General features: G+C 71.1%; 20 protein-coding genes and 1 pseudogene. 9 read left to right on the top strand and 12 right to left on the bottom strand.

The annotated features are described in order from the left end of the window. The first annotated feature begins 109 nt into the window (after positions 1 to 109). From ACZ49J_RS19050 to ACZ49J_RS19060, 3 genes are read left to right on the top strand one after another with little or no spacing between them, the layout of a single operon-like run. On the top strand, positions 110 to 1,150 hold the full coding sequence (locus ACZ49J_RS19050) for a FecCD family ABC transporter permease (RefSeq protein WP_467449365.1): 1,041 nt from the start codon (positions 110 to 112) through the stop codon (positions 1,148 to 1,150). A gap of 4 nt (positions 1,151 to 1,154) precedes the next feature. After that, positions 1,155 to 2,279, top strand: a complete 1,125-nt coding sequence (locus tag ACZ49J_RS19055; RefSeq protein ID WP_467449366.1) for a FecCD family ABC transporter permease — start codon at positions 1,155 to 1,157, stop codon at positions 2,277 to 2,279. Positions 2,280 to 2,319: 40 nt separating this feature from the next. Continuing rightward, a complete protein-coding gene (locus ACZ49J_RS19060; protein WP_467449749.1) occupies positions 2,320 to 3,192 on the top strand; it encodes an ABC transporter ATP-binding protein in 873 nt (290 codons plus the stop codon). A 31-nt stretch (positions 3,193 to 3,223) separates the two neighbouring features. Here the strand turns inward: ACZ49J_RS19060 and ACZ49J_RS19065 are convergent, their stop codons facing one another. After that, positions 3,224 to 4,171: a methionyl-tRNA formyltransferase gene (locus tag ACZ49J_RS19065; protein WP_467449368.1), complete on the bottom strand. Its 948-nt coding sequence runs from the start codon at positions 4,169 to 4,171 to the stop codon at positions 3,224 to 3,226. Positions 4,172 to 4,293: 122 nt separating this feature from the next. Here ACZ49J_RS19065 and ACZ49J_RS19070 point away from each other — a divergent pair, with 122 nt between their 5' ends. The 4 genes from ACZ49J_RS19070 to ACZ49J_RS19085 all read left to right on the top strand — a co-directional run bounded on the left by ACZ49J_RS19070 (position 4,294) and on the right by ACZ49J_RS19085 (position 10,095). Then, on the top strand, positions 4,294 to 5,640 hold the full coding sequence (locus tag ACZ49J_RS19070; RefSeq protein WP_467449369.1) for a lysine N(6)-hydroxylase/L-ornithine N(5)-oxygenase family protein: 1,347 nt from the start codon (positions 4,294 to 4,296) through the stop codon (positions 5,638 to 5,640). 140 nt (positions 5,641 to 5,780) lie between these two features. Continuing rightward, a complete protein-coding gene (locus tag ACZ49J_RS19075; protein ID WP_467449370.1) occupies positions 5,781 to 6,422 on the top strand; it encodes a phosphoribosyltransferase in 642 nt (213 codons plus the stop codon). Between the two features lie 25 nt (positions 6,423 to 6,447). Then, positions 6,448 to 6,921, top strand: a complete 474-nt coding sequence (locus ACZ49J_RS19080; RefSeq protein WP_467449371.1) for a TIGR03668 family PPOX class F420-dependent oxidoreductase — start codon at positions 6,448 to 6,450, stop codon at positions 6,919 to 6,921. Positions 6,922 to 7,008: 87 nt separating this feature from the next. Next, positions 7,009 to 10,095: an FAD-binding and (Fe-S)-binding domain-containing protein gene (locus tag ACZ49J_RS19085; RefSeq protein ID WP_467449372.1), complete on the top strand. Its 3,087-nt coding sequence runs from the start codon at positions 7,009 to 7,011 to the stop codon at positions 10,093 to 10,095. Positions 10,096 to 10,137: 42 nt separating this feature from the next. Here the strand turns inward: ACZ49J_RS19085 and ACZ49J_RS19090 are convergent, their stop codons facing one another. Together ACZ49J_RS19090 and ACZ49J_RS19095 are read right to left on the bottom strand one after the other, a co-directional pair. Continuing rightward, on the bottom strand, positions 10,138 to 10,833 hold the full coding sequence (locus tag ACZ49J_RS19090; RefSeq protein ID WP_467449373.1) for an HAD family hydrolase: 696 nt from the start codon (positions 10,831 to 10,833) through the stop codon (positions 10,138 to 10,140). A gap of 19 nt (positions 10,834 to 10,852) precedes the next feature. Further along, positions 10,853 to 11,329, bottom strand: a complete 477-nt coding sequence (locus tag ACZ49J_RS19095; RefSeq protein ID WP_467449374.1) for an Lrp/AsnC family transcriptional regulator — start codon at positions 11,327 to 11,329, stop codon at positions 10,853 to 10,855. 276 nt (positions 11,330 to 11,605) lie between these two features. Between ACZ49J_RS19095 and ACZ49J_RS19100 the strand changes: the two are divergent. Continuing rightward, a pseudogene (locus ACZ49J_RS19100) lies at positions 11,606 to 12,094 on the top strand (FUSC family protein); the annotation flags it as partial. Between the two features lie 205 nt (positions 12,095 to 12,299). Here the strand turns inward: ACZ49J_RS19100 and ACZ49J_RS19105 are convergent. Genes ACZ49J_RS19105 through ACZ49J_RS19135 form a run of 7 tightly spaced genes read right to left on the bottom strand, consistent with a single transcriptional unit; the run spans position 12,300 to position 19,582 of the window. Then, entirely contained in the window at positions 12,300 to 13,718 is a 1,419-nt protein-coding gene (locus ACZ49J_RS19105) for an NADH-quinone oxidoreductase subunit N (RefSeq protein WP_467449375.1), read from the bottom strand. Then, positions 13,715 to 15,220, bottom strand: a complete 1,506-nt coding sequence (locus tag ACZ49J_RS19110; protein WP_467449376.1) for a complex I subunit 4 family protein — start codon at positions 15,218 to 15,220, stop codon at positions 13,715 to 13,717. Before ACZ49J_RS19110 ends, ACZ49J_RS19105 begins: the two co-directional genes overlap by 4 nt. A gap of 5 nt (positions 15,221 to 15,225) precedes the next feature. Beyond that, complete coding sequence (locus ACZ49J_RS19115) at positions 15,226 to 17,073, bottom strand: NADH-quinone oxidoreductase subunit 5 family protein (RefSeq protein WP_467449377.1); 1,848 nt, start codon at positions 17,071 to 17,073, stop codon at positions 15,226 to 15,228. Further along, the gene (gene nuoK / locus ACZ49J_RS19120; RefSeq protein WP_467449378.1) at positions 17,070 to 17,375 is read right to left on the bottom strand and encodes an NADH-quinone oxidoreductase subunit NuoK; all 306 of its coding nucleotides are present in this window, start codon (positions 17,373 to 17,375) and stop codon (positions 17,070 to 17,072) included. Before nuoK ends, ACZ49J_RS19115 begins: the two co-directional genes overlap by 4 nt. Then, on the bottom strand, positions 17,372 to 17,932 hold the full coding sequence (locus tag ACZ49J_RS19125; RefSeq protein ID WP_467449380.1) for an NADH-quinone oxidoreductase subunit J: 561 nt from the start codon (positions 17,930 to 17,932) through the stop codon (positions 17,372 to 17,374). The genes nuoK and ACZ49J_RS19125 overlap by 4 nt, the downstream gene beginning before the upstream one ends. Before the next feature lie 41 nt (positions 17,933 to 17,973). Further along, the gene (locus ACZ49J_RS19130; RefSeq protein WP_467449381.1) at positions 17,974 to 18,918 is read right to left on the bottom strand and encodes a complex I subunit 1 family protein; all 945 of its coding nucleotides are present in this window, start codon (positions 18,916 to 18,918) and stop codon (positions 17,974 to 17,976) included. Continuing rightward, positions 18,911 to 19,582, bottom strand: coding sequence for a hypothetical protein (locus ACZ49J_RS19135; protein ID WP_467449382.1), 672 nt, complete (start codon positions 19,580 to 19,582; stop codon positions 18,911 to 18,913). The genes ACZ49J_RS19130 and ACZ49J_RS19135 overlap by 8 nt, the downstream gene beginning before the upstream one ends. Before the next feature lie 51 nt (positions 19,583 to 19,633). Between ACZ49J_RS19135 and ACZ49J_RS19140 the strand changes: the two genes are divergently transcribed. Beyond that, the gene (locus ACZ49J_RS19140; protein ID WP_467449383.1) at positions 19,634 to 20,410 is read left to right on the top strand and encodes a hypothetical protein; all 777 of its coding nucleotides are present in this window, start codon (positions 19,634 to 19,636) and stop codon (positions 20,408 to 20,410) included. Here ACZ49J_RS19140 and ACZ49J_RS19145 read toward each other — a convergent pair. Both ACZ49J_RS19145 and ACZ49J_RS19150 read right to left on the bottom strand, forming a co-directional pair. Next, positions 20,374 to 20,730, bottom strand: a complete 357-nt coding sequence (locus tag ACZ49J_RS19145; RefSeq protein WP_467449384.1) for an NADH-quinone oxidoreductase subunit A — start codon at positions 20,728 to 20,730, stop codon at positions 20,374 to 20,376. The two genes, ACZ49J_RS19140 and ACZ49J_RS19145, sit on opposite strands and share 37 nt — an antisense overlap. A 500-nt stretch (positions 20,731 to 21,230) precedes the next feature. After that, complete coding sequence (locus ACZ49J_RS19150) at positions 21,231 to 21,470, bottom strand: hypothetical protein (protein WP_467449751.1); 240 nt, start codon at positions 21,468 to 21,470, stop codon at positions 21,231 to 21,233. Positions 21,471 to 21,584: the final 114 nt, after the last annotated feature.

Consider the following 21,584-nt stretch of genomic DNA (forward strand, 5'->3'; position numbering starts at 1 on the left):
GTAAGGGTTACCTAATTCACAGGGTGCTCATGGAAGGTGCCCGGGGGGATGCGACGCCAAGCGGCCACGTCATACAGTTAAGGCAAGCCTCATCAAAGGAAGTTCACACGTGGGGACCTCGACGGTCCGGGCGGCGAAAGGCCCCCGCGCAGTACTCCTGCTCGCGCTCTCGGCTGCGGCACTGCTCGCGCTGTGCGCCCTGTCGATGGCGTACGGGGCGCTCGGCGTCCCCCTCGACCAGGTGTGGCACACCCTGCTCGGCGACCCGCCCAACTCCCGTGTCGACAACGTGATCTGGTCCGTACGGCTGCCGCGCACCCTCCTCGCCCTCGCCACCGGCGCCGCCCTGGGCCTCGCGGGAGCGCTGATGCAGGCACTGACCCGCAACCCCCTGGCCGACCCCGGCATCCTGGGCGTCAGTGCCGGCGCGGCCTTCGCCGTCGTGCTCTCCGTGGGCGTTCTCGGTATCAGTTCCGTCCACGGCTACATCTGGTTCGCCCTGGCCGGGGCGCTGGCCACCAGCGTGCTCGTGTACGTCCTCGGCGGGCTCGGACGCTCGGGCACCACACCGGTCAAACTCGCCCTGGCCGGTGTCGCCGTGACCTCCCTGCTGTTCTCGCTGACCAGTGCCATCGCCCTCACCGACCCGGACGCCCTGAACCGCTACCGCTTCTGGAACGCGGGCTCACTGGCCAACCAGGACGACCAGGTGCTGCTGCGTGTCCTGCCGTTCCTCGCCGTGGGAGCGCTCCTCGCCCTTGCCTGCGCGCCCGCCCTGAACGGCCTGGCGCTCGGCGACGACGTCGCGAAGTCACTCGGGCTCAGGCTCGGGCTGGTCCGCGTCCAGGGCGTCGTGGCGGTCACGCTGCTCACCGGTGGTGCCGTCGCGGTCATCGGGCCCGTGGTCTTCGTCGGCCTGGTCGTGCCGCACATCGCCCGCGTCCTCGCGCAGGCGGCCGGCCTCGGCCCCGACCACCGCTGGCTGCTGCCGCTGTCGGCCGTGCTCGCGCCCTGTCTGCTGCTGGCCGCCGACATCGCGGGACGGCTCGTCGCCCGGCCCGCGGAGGTCCAGGCCGGCATCCTCGTCGCCTTCATCGGCGGCCCGTTCTTCATCGCGCTGGTCCGCCGCCGACGACTCGCGGAGCTGTGAGCACATGACCACCCACCTCGCACCCGGCCCGGGCGAACGGGCCCCCACGGGCGGGCCGCCCGCCCGCCGCACCGCTGTCCGCCGCACAGCCGGCCGGGTCACCTTCAGGGTGCCCGTCCCGCCCGTGTCGGGAGTGCTGCGGCCCCGGCTGGTGGGCGTGTGCCTGGGACTCGCGGCCGCCGCCTTCCTGGCCTTCTGCGTGGAGACGTCCCTCGGCGACATCTCGCTCCCGCTCACCGACGTCATGAAGGCACTCGTGGGCACGGGCGACCCCGCCACCGAGCTCATCGTCCACGAACTCCGCCTGCCGCGCGCCCTGGCGGGGCTCCTCGTCGGCATCGCCTTCGGCGTCTCGGGCGCCCTGCTCCAGACCATGACGCTCAACCCGCTCGCCAGCCCCGACATGATGGGCATCACCCAGGGCGCGGGCACGGCCGTCGTCGCCGGCATTGTGCTCGGCTGGGACGCGGGCCTCGGCACCCAGGCCCTCGGGATGCTCGGCGCGCTGGTCGCGGCCCTGCTCGTGTACGTCCTGGCCTGGAAGCGGGGCGCCACCGGCTACCGGATCGTCCTGGTCGGTGTCGGCGTCGCCTGGATCTGCACGAGCGCCACCGACTACCTGATGGCCCGCGGCCAGCGCTTCCAGGCCCAGGCCGCGCTCGGCTGGCTCGTCGGCAACCTCAACGGCCGCACCTGGGACCAGATCGGCCCGCTCGCCGTCACCCTGGCGCTCCTCGTACCGGCGGCGCTGCTGCTGGGACGGCTGATGCGCACCCTGCAGCTCGGGGACGACGTCGCCCGTGGACTCGGCACCCGCGTCCAGACCGTCCGGGTGGCCGTCCTGCTGAGCGCCGTCGTCCTGGTGGCGTTCGGCACCGCGACCGCCGGTCCGGTCGCGTTCGTGGCGCTCGCCGCTCCTCAGGTGGCCCAGCGGCTGGCCGGCACCGCGAGCCCGCCGCCCCTCGCCGCGGGACTGACCGGTGCCGTGATGGTCCTCGTGTCCGACCTCGTCGCCCGGAAGGCCGTCCCGGGCACCGAACTTCCGGTCGGGGTCGTCACCGGTGTGCTCGGCGCCCCCGTCCTGCTGTGGCTGCTCGTCCGCGCCAACCGCGCCGGTTCAGGAGGCTGACAAGGTGTCATCGAAGTACGACGGGTCCTCACAGCACGACGTGCCGCCGGGACGCCGGACGCACGAGGTTCCGGCCGACGGCCCCGACCTGCGGGCCGAGGGCCTGCGTCTCGCGTACGACGACCGGGTCGTCGTCGAGGACCTCGACCTCGTGATCCCCTCCGGAAGGGTCACCGCGATCGTCGGCGCCAACGCCTGTGGGAAGTCGACGCTCCTGCGCGCCCTGGCCCGGCTGCTGACACCGAAGGCGGGCGCGGTCCACCTCGACGGGCGCTCCGTGCACTCGATGCCCACCCGCGCCCTCGCCCAGAAGCTCGGCATCCTGCCGCAGTCACCCGTCGCGCCGGAGGGACTGACCGTCATCGACCTGGTGGGGCGCGGCCGTTCGCCCCACCAGACCTGGTGGCGGCAGTGGTCGTCCACCGACGAGGAGGCCGTGCACGAGGCCCTGCGCGCCACCGCGATGACCGACCTCGCGCACCGGGCCGTCGACGAACTCTCCGGCGGACAGCGCCAGCGCGCCTGGATCGCCATGGCGGTCGCCCAGGGCACCCCCGTGCTGCTGCTCGACGAGCCGACGACGTACCTCGACCTCGCCCACCAGATCGACGTCCTCGACCTCGTCACCGACCTCAACCGCCACCAGGGCCGCACCGTCGTCATGGTCCTGCACGACCTCAACCAGGCCTGCCGGTACGCCGACCACGTCATCGCCATGAAGGCGGGCCGCGTCGCGGGCGAGGGCGCCCCGGCCGACGTCATCACCGCCGCCATGGTCCAGGACGTCTTCGGGCTGCGCTGCGTGGTCGGCGAGGACCCGGTCAGCGGGACGCCCCTGATCGTCCCGATGGGCCGGCACCACGAGGGCGCGGACGCTCCGCCCGCTGTACCCGTGTCGGGCACCACCGGGTGAGCCGCCCGGCGGTGCCCTGCGCCAGTGCGCCCTACGGACGGGCCGTCAGGTACCCGCCCATCGTGCGGAAGTAGTCCGTCGCGGCGTACTCCGTGCCGTCCTCCGTCCGCACCCTCTTCACCACCAGGCCCGGCAGGCGCCCGGAGCGCGCGTCGGCGCCGGCCACGATGACGACGCCGTCGCCCTCCTTGATGAAGATCCGCCCGGGCGTGCCGCCGTAACGGCCCTCGGAGACCGCCGCCGTGACGACGCGCAGACGCTTGCCGCGGTGGTACGTGAAGGCGTTCGGATACGGGTCGGACTGGGCCCGTACGAACCGCTCCAGGTCCTGAGCGGGCCACGTCCAGTCGATGAGGCTGTCCGCCGGCGAACGCTTGTGGAAGAAGCTGGACCTGGAGCGGTCCTGCGGCGTCCACACCGCCTTCCCCGACGCGATCAGGTCCAGGGAGTCGGCGACGAGCGGTCCGATGAGGTCGACCGTGCGGTGGAACAGGTCCGTCGCCGTGTCGGCCGGGCCGACGGGCACGGCGCGCTGCAGCAGGACGTCACCCATGTCGAGTTCGGCGTCCATGCGGTGGGCCGTGACACCCACCTCCTTCTCGCCGTTGATGAGCGCCCAGATCAGCGGCGAGAAACCGGCGTAGGAGGGCAGCAGCGAGTCGTGGATGTTGAGCGTGCCGTGCGGTGGCAGGTCGAAGATCTCCGGCGGCAGCCAGGTCCGCCAGTTGTTCGCCACGATGATGTCCGGCTCGGCCTCCTTGAGCGCCCGCAGGAGTTCGTCGTCACCCGGACGGTTGCGCAACAGCACGGGAACGCCGTGCTGTTCGGCGAGATCGGCGACCGAGTCGCTCCAGATCTTCTCGTACGCGTGCTCACTCCTCGGATGAGTGACCGTCAGGACCACATCGTGTTCGGAGTCCAGCAGAGCCTGCAGCGTTCGGTGTCCCCAGGTCTGGTACCCGAACATGACGACCCGCATATGAGCCCTCCTCAGCCATTGCTAGGTAAGGCTAACCTTATCTAACATGGGCCTGCTTGGGGGAGGCTGTGTTCCAGCTAGGGGAACGCTGTATCTCCCCTTGGACAGGAGGAGATGACGCGGTGACGACGTTTCAGGGCGGGCCGGACTCCGACGACGAGGTCTACGACGTACTGGGCATCGGCTTCGGCCCATCGAATCTCGCACTCGCGATCGCGCTCCACGAGCACAGTGCGACGGCAGGTGAGGGGGAGGCGCTGCGCGCCGCATTCCTGGAGAAACAACCGCGGTTCGGCTGGCACCGCGGCATGCTCATCGACGACGCCACCATGCAGGTGTCCTTTCTCAAGGACCTGGTGACGATGCGCGACCCGACCAGCGACTTCAGCTTCCTGTCCTACCTGAGCGAGCGCGGCAGGCTCGTCGACTTCCTCAACCAGAAGACGCTCTTCCCGCTCCGCATAGAGTTCCACGACTACTTCGAGTGGGCCGCCGCCCGCGTCGCCCACCTCGTCGAGTACTCCGCCGAGGTCGTCTCCGTCCGGCCCGTCACCGAGGCCGGCGAGATCCGCTACTACGACGTCACCAGCCGCGATCCCGGCACGGGCCGCTCGGCCGTCCGCCGCACCCGCGCCATCTGCGTGGCCACCGGACTCGAACCGCACCTGCCGCCCGACGCCGCACTGTCCGAACGGGTCTGGCACAACAGCGATTTACTGCCACGGGTCGACGAACTCCTCCGGTCCGGAAGGCCGGTTCGCCGGGCGATCGTGCTCGGCGCCGGCCAGAGCGCCGCCGAGGCCGTCGACTACCTCCACCGCAGCCTTCCCGGCGCCGAGGTCTGCTCCGTGTTCGCCAAGTACGGCTACACACCCGCCGACGACAGCCCGCTGGCCAACAGGATCTTCGACCCCGAGGCCGTCGACCTGTACTACGGCGCGCCGCCCGAGGTGAAGCAGTCGCTCTTCGACTACCACCGCGGCACCAACTACTCCGTCGTCGACATGGAGTTGATCGAGTCGCTGTCCCGGACGATGTACCAGGAGAAGGTCCAGGGCCGTCAGCGGCTGCGGATGATGAACGTCTCCCGCATCCGCGAGGTCGAGGCGGGCGCCGACGAGGTGCGCGTGACGGTGGAGTTCCTGCCGACGGGCGAACGCCAGGTCCTCGCCTGTGACCTGCTCGTCTACGCCACGGGCTACCAGCCCCAGGGCATCGGCGACAACCTCGGCGAGGTGGGCAAGCTCTGTCTGCGCGACGAGGAGGACGCCCTGCGCGTCGGACGCGACCACCGCGTGGAGACAGCCCCCAACGTCGCCGCCGACATCTACCTCCAGGGCGGCACCGAGCACACCCACGGCCTGACGTCGACCCTCCTGTCGACCGTCGCGATCCGGGCAGGGGAGATCCGCGCCACCCTCCTCGCCCGCCGCTCGACGGGCCGTCTCCAGACGGCCCCCACCTCCTAGGTCCCGCGGACCGTCCGGCAGTGCCGTGTATGAGCCGTCGGGGCGGGTACACGGCACTGCCGACAAGGGCACGACCATCTCGTAGCTCCCCGTGAGGACGGGGATGCTCCCCGTGAGGGACAGAGGGGAGATGGGAGCACATGCTGTTCCGCGACCGCAGGCAGGCCGGGCAGGAACTGGCTGAGCAACTGCGCATCCTGTACGACAAGGGGGCGCTGCCCGACCCCGTCGTCCTCGCCCTGCCCCGCGGCGGTGTCACGGTGGCCCGTGAGGTGGCGCGGGCCCTCGACGCGCCGCTCGACGTCCTCGTGGTGCGGAAGATCGGCGCCCCGTTCCACGAGGAGTACGGCATCGGCGCGATCGTGGGCGACGACCCGCCGCTGTTCGACACGCACGCCCTGGAGCGGCTCGGCCTCAGCGAGGAGTCCCTCGCACCCCTGGTCCACCGCGAGCGGGAGGAGCTGCGCCGCCGCGAGGCGCTCTACCGGCAGGGCCGCGAGGCTCCGGAACTCCGGGGGCGCACCGTGATCGTCGTCGACGACGGGGTGGCCACGGGGTCGACGGCACGCGTCGCCCTGCGTTTCGTCCGCGGCCGGGAGCCCGAGCGTGTCGTCATGGCCGCACCGGTCGCCGCCCCCGAAGCGGCCCACCTGCTGGAGGCCGAGGCCGACGACGTGGTCTTCCTCGACCGGCCGCGCTCCTTCATGGCCGTCGGCGAGTGGTACCGGAACTTCGACCAGCTGACCGACGACGACGTGCTCACGGCGCTGCACGGCCGCTGAGGGGGCGACGGAAGGGGAGGGCACGGTGCCGGACATGGCGCCCGACGAGGCACGGCGGTGGTTCACCAAGGCCCGGGTCGCGCGGCTGGCGACCGTCGACTCCGGCGGGCGCCCGCACCTCGTGCCGGTCGTGTTCGCCCGACGCGACGACACGATCGTCACGGCCGTCGACCACAAGCCGAAGAGGTCCCAGCAGCTCAGGCGGCTGCACAACATCGCCGTGCACCCGGCCGTCTGCCTGCTCGCGGACGCCTACGACGAGGACTGGGACCAGCTGTGGTGGGTACGGGCCGACGGCGGCGCCCGGGTGGTCCCGCCCGACGCGCCCGAAGCGGACGCGCGGGCCGAGTACACCGCGGCCGTCGACCTGCTGCGGCGGAAGTACGCCCAGTACCGGAGCCGGCCCCCGCAGGGCCCGGTGATCGTGGTCACCGTCCTGCGGTGGAGCGGATGGCGGGCATCCGCGGAGAACGGTACCCCGGCCTTCCCGCGGAGCTGACTCCGCACCCGGCCGTGCTTGCACCCCGGCCGCCCTGGGTACCCGCCGTCCCGCCCGGCAGGACGGCGGGGAGACAGGGAGGGCTCCGTGGGTGTGAGGGAGACGCCGCTCAGCGCCGCGCTGCGCGAACGCGTGGACGGAGAGGTCCGCTTCGACGCCGGCAGTCGTGCCGCGTACTCCACCGACGCGTCGAACTTCCGGCAGACACCCCTCGGCGTGGTCGTCCCCCGCACCCCGGAGGCCGCCGCGGAGGCGGTGGCGGTGGCCCGCGAACACGGCGCCCCGGTGCTCTCCCGGGGCGGCGGCACCAGCCTGGCCGGGCAGTGCACCAACACGGCCGTGGTGATCGACTGGTCGAAGTACTGCACACGCCTGGAGTCCGTCGACACCGAAGCGCGCCGGTGCGTCGTCGAGCCCGGCATCGTGCTCGACGAACTGAACCGGCGACTGGCCCCCACCGGCCTGCGCTTCGGCCCTGAGCCCGCCACCCACATGAACTGCACCATCGGCGGCATGATCGGCAACAACTCCTGCGGCGCCACCGCCCAGCGCACCGGCAAGGTCGTCGACAACGTCGCCCGCCTCGAAGTGCTGCTTCCCGACGGAACCCGCTTCTGGTGCGGGAGGACGAGCGACGAGGAGTACGCCCGGATCGAGCGCCGCGGCGACCCCACGGCGGCCGTGTACCGCGGCCTGCGGAAGCTGCGCGACACCTACGCGGACGAGACGCGTCGCCGCTTCCCCGGCATCCCGCGCCGCGTCTCCGGCTACAACCTGGAATCGCTGCTGCCGGAACACGGCTTCGACGTGGCCGGGTTACTCGTCGGCAGCGAGTCGACGCTGGTCACCGTCCTGCGGGCCGAGCTGGAACTCGTCCCGGTGGTCAAGGAACGCTCGCTCGTGGTCCTGGGCTTCCCCAGCGTCTACGCCGCCGCCGACAGCGTGCCCGCGATCCTGCCCTACGAGCCGATCGCCCTGGAAGGCGTGGACGAGCGGCTGGTCCGCGACCAGCGGCTCAAACACCTCAACACCCGGATGCTCGGCGAACTCCCAGAAGGAAACGCCTACTTGATGGTCGAGTTCGGCGGCGACACGCTCGCCGAGGCCGACGACCGTGCGCACCGGATGCTGGACGCGCTCCACGAGTCCGAGCACGACCCCGAGGTGGCGTTCCTCGACGACCCCGCCCACGAGGCACAGCTGTGGCAGGTCCGTGAGGCGGGCCTCGGCGCGACCGCCCACGTGCCCGGCCACCGCGACACCTTCGAGGGCTGGGAGGACTCGGCGGTCCCGCCCGAACGGCTCGGCGACTACCTGCGCCGACTCCACGACCTCTACGCCGAGTTCGGCTACGCCGACGAGACCGGGCCCAGTCTGTACGGCCACTTCGGGCACGGCTGCGTGCACACCCGCATCCCCTTCGACCTCTACTCCGCGGACGGCGTCGCCGCGTACCGCCGCTTCATGGAGCGCGCCGCCGGTCTCGTCGTCGAGTTCGGCGGCTCCCTCTCCGGCGAGCACGGCGACGGGCAGAGCCGCGGGGAACTGCTGGAGCTGATGTTCGGGCCGGACCTCGTCGAGGCGTTCGGCCGCGTCAAGGCCCTCTTCGACCCGGAGAACAGGATGAACCCGGGCAAGGTCGTGGCGCCGTACAGGCTGGACGAGAACCTCCGGCTCGGCGGTGACTGGTCCCCGTACGATCCGCAGGACCTGTTCTTCCGCTTCCCGGACGACGGCGCCTCCTTCGCCGAGGCCGCCAACCGCTGTGTGGGCGTGGGGAAGTGCCGGCAACTCACCAACGAGGGCGGGTCGGTGATGTGTCCCTCGTACCAGGTGACGCGGGAGGAGGAGCACTCCACGCGGGGCCGGGCCCGGCTGCTGTTCGAGATGCTCGACGGGCACGGCGACAGCGCCGTACGGGACGGCTGGCGCTCGGAGGCCGTCCGCGACGCCCTCGACCTGTGCCTGGCCTGCAAGGGCTGCAAGAGCGACTGCCCCGCCGATGTCGACATGGCCACGTACAAGGCCGAGTTCCTGGCCCACCACTACGCGGGACGCCCGTGGCGGCGCCCTCGCTCCGACTGGACCATGGGCTGGCTGCCCGCGCTCGCCCAGGCGGTGGGCCGCACCCGCACCGGCCCGGTCGTGAACGCGTTCACACACACGCCGCCGCTCTCCCGCCTCGCCGCCGCCGTCGCCGGGGTCGGGCACCGGGAACTCCCGCTGTTCGCGGACGAGACGCTGCGGCAGTGGTTCACCCGCCACGAGCCGAAGGGCGACGGGGCCCGGGGCACGGTCCTGCTGTGGCCCGACACGTTCACCAATTCCTTCCACCCGCATCTCGGCAAGGCCGCCGTCCAGCTGATGGAGGACGCGGGCTGGCGGGTCACCCTGCCCACCGAGCCCCTGTGCTGCGGGCTCACCTGGATCTCCACCGGACAGCTCGCCACGGCCCGACGGATCCTGGCACGCACCGTCCGGCACCTCGCCGAGCATGTGCGCGGCGGGGGACTGGTGGTGGCCCTGGAGCCCAGCTGCACGGCGGTCTTCCGCGCGGACGCGGGCGAGCTGTTCCCCGGCGACCTGGACGTCCGCCGGCTGCGACGGCAGACGGTGACCCTCGCCGAACTCCTCACCGAGCACAGCCCGGACTACGAGCCTCCGCGCGTCCCCGACCGTTCCGCGCGGGCCCTCGCCCAGGTGCACTGCCACCAGCACGCGGTCCTCGGCTGGGACGCCGACCAGGAACTGCTGCGCCGCGCCGGCGTGGACGCCGAGCACCTGGAGTCTGGGTGCTGCGGGCTGGCCGGCAACTTCGGCTTCGAGCGCGGCCACGCGGAGGTCAGCGAGGCCTGCGCCGAGCGTGTCCTGCTGCCGCGGCTGCGCGAGGCCGCCCCGGAGACGGTGGTGCTGGCCGACGGCTTCAGCTGCCGCACCCAGATCCACGAACTGGACAGCGGCGGCCACGAGGCCGTGCACCTCGCGGAACTGCTCGCCTCCGCCCTCCCGGACACCGGCGATCCGTCCCGCACGGCGTACGGCGTCGCCCCCGGCGCCCGGCCCGCGCCACCGGGCCGCCTGGCCAGGTCCCTCGCCCTCGCGGGCACCGGCCTCGCCGCCGCGGGCGCGGTGGCCGGGGTCGCCGGTGCCGCGACGAGGGTGCTGCGGCGCTGAACGCCGTCGCCGGTCAGCCGCGCCGAACCGGGCGCACGAGGGTCAGCCGCGCCGGACCGAGCGTACGAGCCAGTCGAACGCCTCGCGTGCCGTGAACGCGCTCTGACCGCCGCGCACCAGCAGCCCCGCCGTCGCGAACGCGGGTTCGTCGGTCTGAGCGGGAACGTACGGGATCGCGATGCAGCGCATACCGGCCGTGTGGGCCGCCGCCGCGCCGGGGGCGGCGTCCTCGAGGACCACGCAGTCGGCCGGGTCGGCACCCAGCCTGCGTGCGGCTTCCAGGAACACGTCGGGCGCGGGCTTGCCGCGGGCCACCTCGTCGGCCGAGACGACGGTCTTCAGCCGGCCGGCGAGCCCCGTACCCGTCAGGATCGCCTCGATGGCCTCCAGCGAGGACCCGGAGGCCACGGCCATCGGAACACCCTCGCCGGCCAGCAGTTCCACGAACGCCCGCATCTCCGGGTAGACGCGGGTGGAGGCACGGGCGAGCCGGAGATAGCGGCGGTTCTTGTCGGCGAGCAGCTCGTCGACGGACGCGGACAGGCGGTACCGCTCCTTCCAGTGGGTGATCGTCTCCAAGGTGCTGATGCCGACGTACCGCTCGTGGTCCGCCCAGGTGAAGTCGGTGATGCCCTGCTCGGCGAGGGTCTGCCGGCCCGCCTCGTAGTAGTTGGGCTCGCTGTCCACGAGTGTTCCGTCGAGATCGAAGATGACCGAGGTGTTGCCGAGACTGCTCATGGCCACAGGGTGCCAGTGATCAACTCCGCGCCGCCAGGCCCACCGACTCCACCAGCGGCAGCACCCGGTACGGCACCCGTTCGCGGAGCGCCACCTCGGTGCGGGTGCGGACCACGCCCGGCAGGCTGATCAGTGTCTGGATCACGTCCTCCAGGTGGGCGTTGTCCCGGGCGACGACCCGCGTCAGCAGATCGCCGCCACCCGTGATCGAGAACGCCTCGATGATCTCCGGCACGGCGGCCAGGGCGTCGCCCACGTCGTCGAGATGGCCCTGGGTGACCTCGATGTGCACGAAGGCGAGAACGGGGTGGCCGAGCGCGGCGGGGGAGAGGGACGGGCCGGTGCCCGTGATCACCCCGTCCCGCTCCAGCCGGTCCAGGCGGGCCTGGAGCGTCCCCCTGGCGACACCGAGGATGCGGGCGTACTCGCGCACGCTGGTGCGCGGCTGTTCGAGGAGCAGTCGCAGGATGCGGGTGTCGAGTTCGTCCACGGCCATGGTCCGTTGGCCTCTCTGTCTCCTGGATCGATCACGGCGTACTGTACCAATGGCACACTCGACGAGGTGTCTGTTGGGCCATGGCAGTGGCGTTGCGTACCCTGAGGAAGACATTGGCGCCGCTCAGCGCAGGACCGGCAACGAAGCCGGATCCGTGCCCGCGGCGCCATTCCCATGTCTGAACCCCGTGTTCCTGTCCGAAATCCGTGGCCTGAAGGTGTGGTGCAGTGCCGGTGTCGCTGGGTGGGGGGGTGGGGGCTGCCGACGGTGAAGAGGATGTTCGTGGCTCCGGATCCCGGACGTGTCCGGCTGCGGGTCTCCCTGCGGGCGGTACCCGGGATCGGTGTCGCGGTGACCGCCGCCGAGTCCGCCGGGCTCTCGCTGACCGCGTCCATCACGGGCGGGCTCGCGGCACTGCTGACGCTGTTCACGGTCACCGACCCGGGCGTGCGCGGCCAGGCGGTCACCACGGCACTGCTGCCGGCCGTCGGCTTCCCCGTCCTCACCCTCGCGACCGCACTCCACCGGACCCCACTGCCGCGTGACGCGATCTGGTTGCTGGTCGTCTTCCGCGGGGTGTACGCGCGCCGCTGGGGCCCGCACGGGCAGGCGCTCGGCATCTTCGCGTTATGACCTTCTTCGTCACCCGGTTCCTGCACGCGGTGCCCGGCCAACTGCCGGAGCTGTACGGGGCGGTGACGCTCTCGCTGGCCGTGGCCTCCGCCGTGCGCTTCGGCGTGTGGTGCGTCGAGCGGCGCACACTGGCAGCCGTGGCGCCCCCTCCACGCTCTGCCTACCTGGGGTGGAGGCCATGTCTCAGGGCCGATGTGTCGGCGGCGCTCAGCTTCATGGCCACTGTGTTCCACTCCCGCCCTTTGGACTGGTGGCACGTGAGGCCAGGAACCAGTCGCTCATCCTCAAGCCTGCTGGGCCTTGATGTGCTGCCGGCGCGGGCCGGGGAGCGGCCCCGTCAGCGGTTGATCGGACCTGTCAGAGCGTCGAGGACCGGCCCGCCCGCCAGGCCCAGGCCGAGTGAGATCGCCGTTGCCGCGTACGCGATGAAGCGCGCCGTTCGGTCGCACTCAAGGTGCTGTGAAGAGAGGCTTCGGGAGACCGCGGGCACGATCCAGCGCAGGTAGTAGAACAGGGACGCAACGGTGTTGACGGCGGCAAGAGCGACGAGCCAGGCGTAGCCGCCGTCGAATGCCGCGCTGAACGCCTCGAGTTTGCCGAGGAAGACCGCCGTGGGCGGGGTACCGACGAGCCCCAGTAGGCAGACGACGAGACTTGCCGCCAGGAGCGGGCGTTCCTTCGCGAGCCCTCGGTAGTCGTCCACCGTGTGGGCACGGGGGAGGGCACAGACCACGGCGAAGGCACCGAGGTTGGTGACCGCGTACGCCGCCAGGTAGTACAGCAGCGCCTGTTGGGCGAGGTCCGAACGGCCCGCGACGGCAACGGGCATGAGCAGGTAGCCGACCTGGCTGATCGTGGAGTAGGCGAGCAGCCGTTTGACGTCCTGCTGGAAGAACGCCCCGAGGTTGCCGAGCGTCATGGACGCGGCGGCCAGCACGGCGACGAGTGCGGCCCACGGCAGGGTGCTGTCCGCGAAGACCACCTCGCCGAGGCGGAAGAGCGCGGCGAGTGCGCCGATCTTCGGAAGCGTGGTGAGGAGCGCCGCCACCGGCGGGCTGCTGCCCTGCACGGCGTCGGGCACCCAGAAATGCGCCGGCACGCCTCCGGCCTTGAACAGCACTCCGGCCAGAAGCCCTATGGCGCCGGTGGCGATCAGTGCCCTGGGCGCGTCGCGGAACGCCTCCCCGAGGAGGGGATATCCCGTGCCGCGGCCGGTCGCGTACAGAACCGTGATGCCGGTCAGCATCAGTACGCCCAACAAGGCGCCGATCACGTAGAACTTGAGGGCTGCCTCGGTGCCCGGTCCGTCCTTGCGGAATCCGGCGAGGGTGTAGGAGGGGATGCTCGCCAGCAGGTAGCCGGCGGCGAGCAGAAGCAGGTCCTGGGCGCCGGCCATCATCAGCGCGCCGAGGGCGGCCAGTTGCACCAGGACGTAGAACTCGGTCTCCCGCGCATCTCTTTGCAGGGGGCGGAAGGAGACGCCGAGTACGAGGAGCGTGCCGCCGAGGACCACGATCCGGGACGAATTCGTGACCGGGTCGACGGAGAATGCTTCGCCGAATGCCGTCAGGGCGGGCTCCGCCGCGGCCATCGACGCGGCGGCGATCCCCGCCACGCACGCCATGACCGCCAACAGCCCCACGAGCCACTGCCGGGCACGGGGCAGCCAGGAGCCGAGCAGCAGTCCGAGTACAGCCGAGGCGGCCAGCAGTACCTCGGGCAGGAGGTCGAGCGGGTTCTCGTTCATCTCTGTCATCGGGCGAGCAACTCCAGGACGGACCGGGAGGCCGGCTCGATGACGTCGAGCAGGAAGCGGGGAGCCACGCCGACAACGACGGCCAGGACGAGGAGCGGAACGACGGCGACGCTCTCGTGCGCGCGGATGTCGGGGAACGCGCTTGGTGTTCCCGGCGCGTCGGGCAGGCGCAGCGGCCCGGTGAAGACCTGCCGGAGCGCACGCAGGAACAGCCCGGCGGTGAGGAGGATGCCGAGGACCGAGAGCGCTGTGGCCAGCGGGCGCGGCCCGAGACTCCCGGTGAAGATCTGGAACTCGGCGATGAAGCCCGAGAATCCCGGGAGTCCGAGCGAGGCGAAGGCCGCGGTGCCGGTCATGGCGGCGAACGCGGGCGCCACGGCGGCGACTCCGGAGTAGGAACCCATGTCGTACGTCCGCCCGCGCTCGTACAGCACCCCAGCGAGCAGGAATAGCGCGCCGGTGAGCAGTCCGTGGCTGACCATCTGGGTCACAGCCCCGGTGACGGCGAGAGAGCGGGCCTGCTCGGAGGTGTCCGCGGTCGCTGCGGCAGCACCGACGGCGAGCACGATATAGCCCATGTGGTTCACGGAGGTGTAGGCGATCATCCGCTTGAAGTCGGTCTGAGCGAGGGCCACCAGGGCGCCGTGCAGGACCGAGAGGACGCCGATCACCACCAGGACGAGGGCGTAGCGGCGCCAGGCTTCCGGGAGCATCGGCATGGCGATGCGTAGGAAACCGTATGTGCCCATCTTCAGCAGGACCCCGGCCAGAATCGCGGATCCGGCCGCTGGCGCCTCGACGTGGGCCGGCGGCAGCCACGTGTGAAAGGGCACCGTCGGGGTCTTCACCGCCAGGCCGACGACCACGGCCAGCAGCACGAGAGCGCCGTAGACGGAGCGCCCGGCCAGCGGGTTCTGCTCGGTCAGCTCCACCATGTCGAAGGTGTGCGGGGATGCGGCAAGGTACAGGCCGATGAAGCCGAGCAGCAGGGCGAGCGAACCGATGAAGGTGTAGAGGAAGAACTTCAGCGCGGCGCGGCCCGCTTGACGGTGGCCCCATCCGGCGATGACGAAGTACATCGCCACGATGGACAGGTCGAAGAAGACGAAGAACAGGATCAGGTCGAGGGCGGCGAACAGACCCAGGCAGGTGGTTTGCAGGAAGAGGAACAGCGCGGCGAAATCGCGGATACGGCGGTCCTCGCGCAGCGAGTACAGCGCACAGGCCAGGAACAGCAGGCAGGTGAGCGCGAGCATCGGCAGCGACAGACCGTCGACACCGACGTGGTAGCCGACACCGGCGCTGGGAATCCATCGGGCGCGCTGCTCGTACTGCATGCCGCCGTCGGCCTCGTACCCGGCCCACATGGCGATGACCAGGGTCAGTTCGAGCGCGGACGTCACTACCCACACGGCCCGGAACACCTGGGCCGTCGTACGACGAGGCATGGTGAACAGCAGCAGCGCGACGGCCGTGGGTACGAAGACGAGGACGGTCAGCACGCGGGTCACCTCACGAGGACGAGCACGACGGCGAGGACGGTGAAGGCCGCGATGGCCTGGGCGAGGTACTGGTGCAGCTGACCGGTCTGCGGGCGTCGGGCCCAGCGGCCGAGGGCGCGGGTCCCGGCGGCCACCGCGGTCACTGTGCCGTCGACCGCGCGTTCCAGGACGCCGTCCGTCCAGCGGGCGAACCGTACGGCGCCAGCGGCCGCACCGTCGACGGCACGGTCCAGTCCCCGGTCGTCGAAGGCAGCGGCGGCCCGTGCGAGCCGCATTACGGGTGCGACCAGGAGGACGTGAGCCGCGCGCTCGAGGAGCAGCCAGTCCGCGATAGCCGACTTCGCCCGCGCGGGTAGCGGCACCGGGCGTGTGCCCCAGGCCCAGGTGACTGCTGCCGCGAGCAGAGCAAGAGCCCCGGACAGAGCGAACTCCCAAGCATGCGGCTCGGGTTGACCAGCGTGCCCCAGTACGCGCCCCACACTGTCACGCAGCGGAGGGAAAGCCACCGGCGTCAGCGCGAGGCACGCCAGAGCCAGCAGGGCCAGCGGCCCTACGGCACCGCGTGGAACAGGGCGCGCATCGGGCCACGGCACCGCGGGCCGCCACACGAACCACAAGGCCTTGGCGCTGTAGACCGCTGACAGCAGGGCGGCTGCCAGGGCGACGGCGTACAGCGAGAAGCTGGTCTCCAGGGCTCCCGCGAGAAGCACGTCCTTGGCGGCCCAGAGTGACAGCGGCGGAATCCCTGCCAGGGAGAGCGCACCGATGGTGAAGGCCACGCCGACCGTCCGATCGTGACGCGCCGCCCCGAGCAGCTGGGGGAGCCGTTGGGTGCCCAGCGCTGTCAGCCATGCCCCCGCTGCCAGGAAGAGCAGGCTCTTCGCCGCTGCATGAGCGACGAGTTGCAGCGTGCCACCGGTGGTCGCGTCGGTTCCGGCGGCGAGCACCATGAAGCCGATCTGCGCACACGTCGATGCGGCGAGCAACTGTTTGAGGTCGCTTTGCGCCACGGCGACCAGCCCGAGGCAGAGGGCGGTGGCGGCGCCTGTCCAGGCGACCAGGTCATCGCCCCAGCCGGAGGCGTCCAGCAACGGCCCCGTCCGCAGCAGTAGGTACGCGCCCGCGACGACCATGGTCGCCGAGTGCAGCAGCGCGGAGACCGGGCTCGGGCCCTGCATGGCCTTGGACAGCCAGAAACTGAAGGGCAGCTGGGCGGACTTGCCCAGGGCGGAGGCGATGAGGCCGGCGGCGATGAAGGACAGCCACGGCTCGTCGGCGCGTGCGAGACCGTCGAGCGAGATCGTCGAATCCTGGCCGCCGGCCAGGGCCGCGCCCGCCGCGAGGTAGAGGCCGAGGTCGGCGGTGCGGGTGGTCAGGAATGCGGTGTCGGCCGCCCGAGTACGCAGCGGATCGCGCCACCAGTAGCCGATGAGCGCCCAGGAGGTGGCCCCCATGACCTCCCACGCCATCAGCAGGGTCGGGAGGGTCGCGGCCGTGACGGTGACGAGCATGCTCCCGGCGAAGAGCAGCATCAGCCCGAAGAAGCGGGCACGTGCCTCGCCTGCCCCGAACTCGGCGGCGCTGAAGAGAAGTACGACGAGGGTGACCGCGGTGATCGTCACCACCAGCAGCCCGGACAGCCCGTCCACCGCAAGCCGTACCGGCAGCCCGTCGAGGAACGGTGCCTGCGTGGCGGGATGCCGAAACGCCGCCGCGATGGCGAGCCCGGTGGCAGCGGCCGCGACGGCAATCGCCAGGCCGGGTGCCAGCCGGTCGGCCCTGCGCCCCACCACCATCAGCAGAACGCCCGCACTGAGCGGAACGGCGGCGAGCGCCCACAGCAGCGCGCTCACTCCTTCAACTCCGCCGCCATGTCGGTCATGTCGATCTCACGCGACCGGAACAGGGCGGTGACCACGGCGAATCCGATCGCCATCTCCACGGCCATCACCGTGATCGCGACGACCGCGAGCACCTGTCCGTCAGCGGTGGCCGGTGCGATGTAGTGCCAGGCGGTCGCGGCGGCCAGGATCACGCCGCCCAGCATCAGCTCCAGGCCCATCATCAGCATCACGATCGACTGCTGCGTGAGCGCCCCGAACAGCCCGATGCAGAACAGCGCGGCGGCCAGCAGCAGGAACAGTTCCAGGGTCACCGGCCGACGCCGCCTCGTACGGGATCGTCCGCGCGACGTGCCCTCAGATCGTCGCCGAGCCGGTCGTAGCGTCCCCGGCGGGTGGCCAGTACGACCGTGGCCAGGATCGTAGCGAACAACGCCATGCCCAGCGTCATCATGGTCAGCATCTGCGGACCCATGAGCGACATACCGAGATCCATCGTCGGGTCGTCCGAGGCCCTGCCCTGGCGTGCGGGCCAGGGAGCCAACAGAATCCCGGCGGCCAGGAGAACGAACACAAGGCCGCAGACGACTGCCGCACCCCGCTTGTTGTGCATCATCGTCATCGGCATGAGCCCGGCCGGGTTCATCATGTACATCACCATGAAGACCGCCATGATGGCCATCTCGATGGTCATCATCAGCACGATGACGACGCCCAAATAGTCCAGCCCCAGCAGCAGGACGAGCCCGCCGACGCACAACAGCGAGGTCAGCAGGGAGAACGTCGCACGAGCCATGGAGTCGAAGCGGAACACCATCGCCCCGCTGACGACCGCAAGAGCGGCCAGCACCCAGAAGACCGCGACATCCATTTACGTACGACACCTCGCTCTCGTCCTGCACTTCATCGACTTCACCGGTTGAGCACCACTAGGGCCACGACCAGCGCCTGCACGATGGCGAGAGGAGTCAGCACCACCCAGGCCAGCTCCACGTAGCGCTCCATCCGCACGGTCGGGACTCGGTGCCGGAACCAGACCAGGAATGCCAGTACGGCAGCGGTTTTGAGTACGGTCCAGACCCAGGCGGGCAACCATGGCCCGTGCCCGCCGCCCAGGAAGAGCGGCACGCTGAACGCCGCGGCCACGACCAGCAGCAGCCACCGGCCACCGAGGAAGAGCACGCGATCCGCGCCGGACAGCTCGGCGGCAGCACCACCGGCCGCGTCCCGCCCGGCGGGCTGGTCGAAGGGCCCCCAGAACGCCATCGCCATGGCACTGAGCAGATAGATCCCGAAGGCCGCCGGCATCCACAACGCGAACCACAACCCGGCCTGTGTGTCGACGACATCGTCGACCCGCAGTGACTCGGCACCGAGCGCGGCCGTGGTGATCGCGAGCATGTGCGGCAGCTCGTACGCCAGCCCCTGAGCCAGGAACCGGTACCCGCCGATGAGCGAGAGCGTCGAGTTCGGCCCCCAGCCCGCCAGCCACACCGCCGCCCAGGCCAGCGCCTCCATCGCGTTGAACCAGACGATCCCCTCCGGGAGATCACTCACCGACCGGAAACCGAGCGGCAGTACGACGGCAGCGAGAATCGCGGCGACGGGCAGGAGCGCCGCCCCGATCCGCGCCAGCGGGACATCGGACGCGCGCGTCCGCCGCGGCTGCTGCACCAGGTGCCGCAGCACCTCCCTGACGGGCTCTGTCCCGCGGACGATCACCTTGCGCAGCGATGCCGCCCGCCCGCCGCGAGCACCGGCCGCGAGTACGGCGTCGAATCCAGCTGTGACAACAGCGACGGCGAGCAGGAGGGCCGGCAGGACGAAGACCGTCCACAGTGGTGTGCTGTCAGCCATTGGGCATCCTCGCCGCCGGCACATCTGCGAGCTCGTCGAGATCCGGGTCCAGGCTCGCGACGATGATCCGCGCACCGGCGAACTCGGCACCCTCCAGCAGGCCCGGCAGGGCGTCCAGAAGGGCCTGGGAGGGCGGCACCGGCCCGTCGAGCCGTCCGCGCGGCCCGACGACCTGGGCCATCTCCAGTGGCTCGGTGTCGTCGCACTCCGCCGCGGCGCGCGAGGTCGCACCGAGCCATACGCGCAGCCGGTCGTACACGTCTCCGCCGGCGACCAGAGCAGGGCCCGTGACCCCGAGTCCGTGCGCGTGTTCAGTGCTCAGCGGCCCGAGCCCGGTCGTCAGCCACCGCAGGGTCCGCGATCGCTCCGTCCGGCGGATCAGGGGACGCAGGAGGCCGGAGAGTTCCGCGGCGTCCGCCCCGGCCAGGGCGCGATCCCGTACGTACCGGAAGCGGGCGGCCATGTCGGCCCATCCCATCACGGCGAGCAGCCTGCCCAGACTGTCCAGGTGAGCGGCGCACAGCCGTCGAGCGGCGTCGCCCCGCGGAATGTGCTCGCCGCCGACTGCCCGTAGCCACGGCTCGTTCCAGAACGGCGGATGCGGAGACGCGGAACTCTCCGCCTCCACCCCGACCTGCTGGACGATGTCACCCTGCAGAGCCACGCGTAGGACCAACCCCGCAGGCCAGTCGGCGAGGGCCGGCCCGAGCGGCACATGGAGCCGGTCGAGCCTCAGCCCGTCACGGTCGTCGGCACGATCGGCCATGGGCAGGCCGCCCACGACGCCCATGTCGTGTCCGGCGTGAGCGTGATGGCCGCCGTGCATGTCGTGACCGCCGTGTCCGTCACCGTGCTCCGCGTGGCTGCCGTGCCCGTCGTGATGATCCCCGTGCATGTCGTGGCGGCTCTCGGGCGCTCCGTGGGGTTCATGAGCGTCATGCGCCGTGTGATCCGCCTCGTCCTGCCCGCCGTGATGGGGCTGTTGAGCGCCTCCACCGTGCTCGTGGTGTCCACCCTGCTCCCGGCCCGAGTCGTGGGAGTCGTGAGCCCCGTGATCTTCATGCGTGGCCGAGTGGTCGCGGCGCCCGTGCTCGCCATGGTGGAGGTGCGCGTCGTCCTGGTGGTGATGGTGCCCTGGCGGTTTCCCACGCCGAAGCTCAGCGAGTCCGCGATCGAGGGCTTCGGTGACCTGCCTGACGTCTGTGACCGTCACCCGGGCCTTGGGCGCCGGGATGGCACGCCACAGATGCGCTGCCCAGTCGCTCTCTTCGTCACTCTTCTCGGCGTAGTGACCGCCCAGAACCACCAGCAGGTCCGCCTCCGTCGGCGCACTCACGGACCGCCACCCCCGAGGTACGAGTTCGGCCTCGACGGCGAGCCGCTCCCGGGTGGCTCCGGGAGTCACCGCCAGCAGCACTCCGGGCCGGGACAGTGCCGTTCGCGCGAGCCCGCGCCTCAACTCCACCGGAAGGCCCCCTCCCGCCAGGCGTAACCGACACCGGCGAGCAGGATGCCGAGGAAGAGGAACATCTCGACGACCGCAGGCGTACCGACGGCCGAGACGACCTTCGTCCACGGATACATGAACAACATCTCCATGTCGAAGGCGAGGAAGATCATCGTGACCGGATACCAGCGCACGTGGAACCGGGACATGGGGTGCTCCCGTGGTTCGAGCCCTCCACTGAACGGTCCGGTGTGCAGCGGCTCGCGGATCGCCCGCAGCGCGATGGACACGGCATGGAGCAGCATGATGGCCACGACGACAAGTACGAGGAGAACCAGGACCGGTTGCCAGCCGGACGACTCCATGCGGCCCCCTTCCCGGCGAACGCAATCAGACGGCTACCCCGCGGGCAGCATGTCAGGCATTAGTGGCGTATGGAACGTTCGACACCAAGGCCGACACTGTGTCCCTGTGCGCCCTCGCGTCGGCGCCCCCGGCTCTGCTCGCAGTGGCCCGCGTCACTCGGGCCTCCAGAGCCCGATGATGGCTGCCACGATGCCGCCCACACGCTCGTGGCCATGTGGAGGAGAGGCTCCGGCGACGTCCCGCTGACGGTCGTCCAGCCGGTGCCCGCGGCGGGCACGCCCGCCCAGTCGGCCCCAATGTCGCCGAACAGTCATTCGTGAGCGGCGATGAGGCGGTTCAGGTGGACGCCGGGGAGTTCGCGCTGGAGGAGGTCGGCCTGCCAGTGGTTGCCGAAGAGGGCGAGCCAGGCCTTGTCGCGGACACGGGTGAGCGCCTCGCCCCTTGTCAGGGAGCGGCCCAGCGCCTCGGCGCCGGCCGCGTCGGTGGCCGGCGCGAGGCGCTACGGCAGCGGCTCCAGCCTGACCTGAGCGGAGAACTCGCTTGCCATCCGTGCGGTGACGACGTCGAACTGCATCAGGCCGACCGCGGCCAGGACGGGGGCCTGGTCGCCGCGCACATCGGAGACGAGCACCTGCACTACGCCTTTCTCGTCCAGTTGGGCGATGCTCCGTCGGAACTGCTTGGAGCGGCCGACGACGGGCCGGGCGACGGCGAAGTGCCCGGGCGCGAAGGACGGGATGGGGGAAAGACAGCGGCCTGGTCCGCGTTGAGGGTGTCGCCCACCCGAAGGTGGTGGGAGTTGACCAGGCGACCACGTCGCCGGGGTAGGCGATGTCGACGGTGGAGCGGTCCT

This window comes from Streptomyces sp. NPDC030840 (assembly GCF_055572015.1).

Bases quoted from the DNA above. Each gene is read 5' to 3' on its own strand.
- ACZ49J_RS19145 (WP_467449384.1), bottom strand. From the start codon at position 20,730: ATGGAGTCGTCCGGCTGGCAACCGGTCCTGGTTCTCCTCGTACTTGTC.
- ACZ49J_RS19125 (WP_467449380.1), bottom strand. From the start codon at position 17,932: ATGGATGTCGCGGTCTTCTGGGTGCTGGCCGCTCTTGCGGTCGTCAGC.
- ACZ49J_RS19105 (WP_467449375.1), bottom strand. From the start codon at position 13,718: ATGACAGAGATGAACGAGAACCCGCTCGACCTCCTGCCCGAGGTACTG.
- ACZ49J_RS19075 (WP_467449370.1), top strand. From the start codon at position 5,781: ATGCTGTTCCGCGACCGCAGGCAGGCCGGGCAGGAACTGGCTGAGCAA.
- ACZ49J_RS19140 (WP_467449383.1), top strand. From the start codon at position 19,634: ATGGAGCCGGTCGAGCCTCAGCCCGTCACGGTCGTCGGCACGATCGGC.
- ACZ49J_RS19055 (WP_467449366.1), top strand. From the start codon at position 1,155: ATGACCACCCACCTCGCACCCGGCCCGGGCGAACGGGCCCCCACGGGC.
- ACZ49J_RS19065 (WP_467449368.1), bottom strand. From the start codon at position 4,171: ATGCGGGTCGTCATGTTCGGGTACCAGACCTGGGGACACCGAACGCTG.
- ACZ49J_RS19130 (WP_467449381.1), bottom strand. From the start codon at position 18,918: ATGGCTGACAGCACACCACTGTGGACGGTCTTCGTCCTGCCGGCCCTC.
- ACZ49J_RS19090 (WP_467449373.1), bottom strand. From the start codon at position 10,833: ATGAGCAGTCTCGGCAACACCTCGGTCATCTTCGATCTCGACGGAACA.
- ACZ49J_RS19095 (WP_467449374.1), bottom strand. From the start codon at position 11,329: ATGGCCGTGGACGAACTCGACACCCGCATCCTGCGACTGCTCCTCGAA.